The sequence below is a fragment of the Butyricicoccus pullicaecorum DSM 23266 genome (assembly GCF_900167005.1).
GTDB classification, from domain to species: Bacteria; Bacillota; Clostridia; order Oscillospirales; family Butyricicoccaceae; genus Butyricicoccus; species Butyricicoccus pullicaecorum.
The window spans coordinates 1-3,160 of sequence record NZ_FUXW01000033.1 but is presented as its reverse complement, the minus strand read 5'-3'; the positions used below and the strand labels follow the sequence as shown (position 1 = coordinate 3,160).

Annotated in this window: 2 protein-coding genes; one reads left to right on the top strand and one right to left on the bottom strand. The window is 54.6% G+C overall.

Annotated elements, in window-relative coordinates; translation table 11 throughout:
- Window positions 1–86 precede the first annotated feature (86 nt).
- Window positions 87–1,307 (bottom strand): AfsR/SARP family transcriptional regulator, encoded by a 1,221-nt coding sequence (locus B5D52_RS15805; protein WP_016148916.1) that lies wholly within the window; start codon window positions 1,305–1,307, stop codon window positions 87–89.
- 626 nt (window positions 1,308–1,933) lie between these two features.
- Between B5D52_RS15805 and B5D52_RS15800 the strand changes: the two genes are divergently transcribed.
- A complete protein-coding gene (locus tag B5D52_RS15800; RefSeq protein ID WP_016148915.1) occupies window positions 1,934–2,641 on the top strand; it encodes a ClpP family protease in 708 nt (235 codons plus the stop codon).
- The last annotated feature ends 519 nt before the right edge of the window (window positions 2,642–3,160 follow it).

Sequence of the window (3,160 nt, the reverse complement as noted above, 5' to 3'; positions counted from 1 at the left end):
GCGGCCAGCCTGCGCGGCTGGATCGCGCCGGGTCGCAGACCCGGACCCGCTTGTCGCCTGCGGGCGGGATTGATTCGGTGATTACCTTACATGTGATATTCTTCTTTATCACTTGCGCGAGGCGGTTCCATCGGTCGCAGATTATACGAAATTGCGACATTCATCGCCGGATTTTCACGCTTAAAGTTACGGGTCAGGCGTTCGCACACCATCTGACCCATTTCATACGTAACCGTAGGCAGCATAACCACGATCTGAGCCGGGCTATATCTGGCGATCATATCGCCGCGGCGCAGGCTCATGCGTGCGCTCTCGATCAGGCGTTCCATGACCTTAGCCAGCACGCGGCTTTCGGGCTGGCAGACGCGGTTATCGGTCACGGTCAGCAGGCCGATGAACGCTCTGCCGCCGTAACGTGCCAGGCTGCGCGCTTCCAAGCGGTAAATATCCTTGAAAATCTCGTACGGGCATACAAATGCACCCGGCTGGGTATCGCTCTCGCGCAGATCGGCGCAGATCGAGTCGATATCCGCACCCACTTTGCGTTCCACCGCTGCGATACGATGGTACAGACCGCGCAGTTCCTCGGACGGCTGCACGCCGAGCTGGTTGTAGTAAAGCTCGGTAATCTGGTTATAATGCTGGATGGCCTCCTGATTGCGGCCGCTCTCAGCCAGTGCAAAAATCAGCTCGCGGTTGATCGACTCGTCCATCTGGTCGATCTCCAGTGCGTCCCGGCACAGCTCGATGATCTGGTCGAACTGTCCGCGGCCGCGCAGAATCTCGATCAGGCGATGCACCGCGCGCAGGTAATAGGTGTGCATGCGGATCTCCGGGCCGGATGCCCACAGTTCTCCGCCTGCATCCGACAAAAATCGTCCGCGATAGCGCTTGCATGCGTCCAGCAGACGCACGCGTGCAGTTTCCTCACTCGCGCGGCCGGACAGGCCTGCCGTGCACAGTGCCTCGAAGTGCTCGAAGTCATAAATGCAGTCCAGCGCCGGATTCCATCGGCACGAACGCTGGCGGGCAATGATGAACTCCATGTCTTCCGGCGCGCCGCCTGCTGCAAGCGTCATGCGCAGACGATGCACCAGAATCTTCAGCGCATTGCGCGGATTCTTGCTCTCCTGTCCCGGCCATAATGCCTCGATAATCTCGTCATTCGGCACGGCGCGGTCGTGGTTGAGGATCAGGTATTCGGCCAGATGTTTTAGCTTTTTCGATCGGCCAATCTGACCGCTGACCAGCTGATCGTCCACATAGATTTCGAAACGTCCCAGCATGCGGACTTCCACCATAGGCATATCTTATTCTCCATTCCCTGTATTTTTCTGATGCATAGACGCATCCCTATTTGGATACATTCCCCGATGGCGTCGGGCGTTCTTTTTATAAATATAACTATATCATAGTTGTTCAGCAGAATCTACGAAATCCGAAAGTTTTTTGCAAATTTTTTGTTACGAAAGGCTGCATCCCTCTGTGGATAACTGTGGATAAACCTGTGGACATTGTTGATAACTTTCGGTTGAGGCTTTCTGTCGAACGCTCGGTTTTTCCCGCTTCTGTTCCCGATTCATTACCTTTCGTATAGTTTCCTGCCGCTTTCTGTCCCTCCCCGTTTGTGGATAACTCTGTGGACATTGTTGATAACTCGACGTTATCATCGCCTTTTTCCCACGGAAATTGACCCTTTTTTCATTACTTATGGTATAACCCCTTTTTTCCACAATACACATCTTCTCTGTGGATAACTTTGTGGACATTGTTGATAACTCTAAGTTAATGCGAACAAACGTACAAAATCACAAAAAAACAGGTATACAGAGCGTAAAATCGTCCATTTCCGCGCACAATATCAAATGATGCCCGGCGGCGCGCCGCCTGCATCCCAGTTTTCGCCACTACTTGCAAGGAGGTCTTTTTCGCTATGGATCAGGAAGCCCAATCGTCCACACCTGTGGATAACATCGCCCAGACCGGCTCGGTCACCGCTCGCACCCGCCGCGGTGTCATCCACTCTATCACCATCGTCGGCCAGATCGAAGGCCACATGGAAGCGCCCCAGCAGACCAAAACCACCAAATACGAACACATTATCCCTCAAATCACCGCGGTTGAGGAGTCCGACGAGATCGACGGCCTGCTCGTACTACTCAATACCGTCGGCGGCGACGTCGAAGCCGGCCTCGCCATCGCAGAACTCATCGCGGGAATGCGAAAGCCTACTGTTTCTCTCGTCCTCGGCGGCGGTCATTCCATCGGCGTACCACTCGCCGTCGCGGCCAAGCGCTCGTTTATTGCACCATCCGCTGCGATGACCATCCATCCGGTGCGCATGAGCGGTACAGTCATCGCTTCGCCCCAGACTTACACCTATTTTCAGAAGATCCAGGAGCGAATCGTCGGGTTTATTACCGCTCATAGTCACGTCTCTGCCAAGGAATTCACCAGAATGATGATGGAGACCGCAGAATTGTCCGCGGATACCGGTACCATCGTGTCAGGGGAGGAGGCCGTCGCGTGTGGGCTCATCGATCAGGTGGGTAGTCTGTCGGATGCACTCGATGCTCTGCATCAGATGATCGACGCGAGACGACCATTGTGCCCGGTGTGTGGGGTGAGACACGGCGGCTAAAGCACCGCAGAAAGACAAACTCCCGCCCGCAGGCGGAAATGAAGCTTTCGCCAGCCTTTCTCGAAAGGCTGCGGGTTCTCAGGGCAGAGCCCTGAGACGCGCTCCGCAGAGCGCGGAACTCTTTCTTGATTTTCGCTTTGCGAAAATCAACTAAAAATAATAAAAAAGCGCGACCCGCAGGTCGCGCAATACTTCGCGCACAAAGTGCGCTTATGGGAAAGACCGTCCGAAGGGACGGTCTTTCCTTTTTGGCTTGTTTTGGTTGAAACCCGGGGCGGACACCGGGTTTCAAAAGGGGAGTTTCGGACTCTGCGGAGTCCGACTCAGGGCTCTGCCCTGAGAACCCGCAAACCTTTGAAAAGGTTTGATCCAAACTTCAATTAGGGGTGCGGTGCTTTCCGTTACAAAAAAAATCCCCGGGGAGTTCTCCTCGGGGATTTTCGATTCAATCTTACTTGCCAGCCTTTGCAGCGCGGATTGCCTCGATCATCAGCGGAACTACCTTGAACAGGTCGCCGC

Coding starts and splice junctions, on each gene's coding strand:
- B5D52_RS15800 (WP_016148915.1), top strand. CDS start 1,934: ATGGATCAGGAAGCCCAATCGTCCACACCTGTGGATAACATCGCCCAG.
- B5D52_RS15805 (WP_016148916.1), bottom strand. CDS start 1,307: ATGCCTATGGTGGAAGTCCGCATGCTGGGACGTTTCGAAATCTATGTG.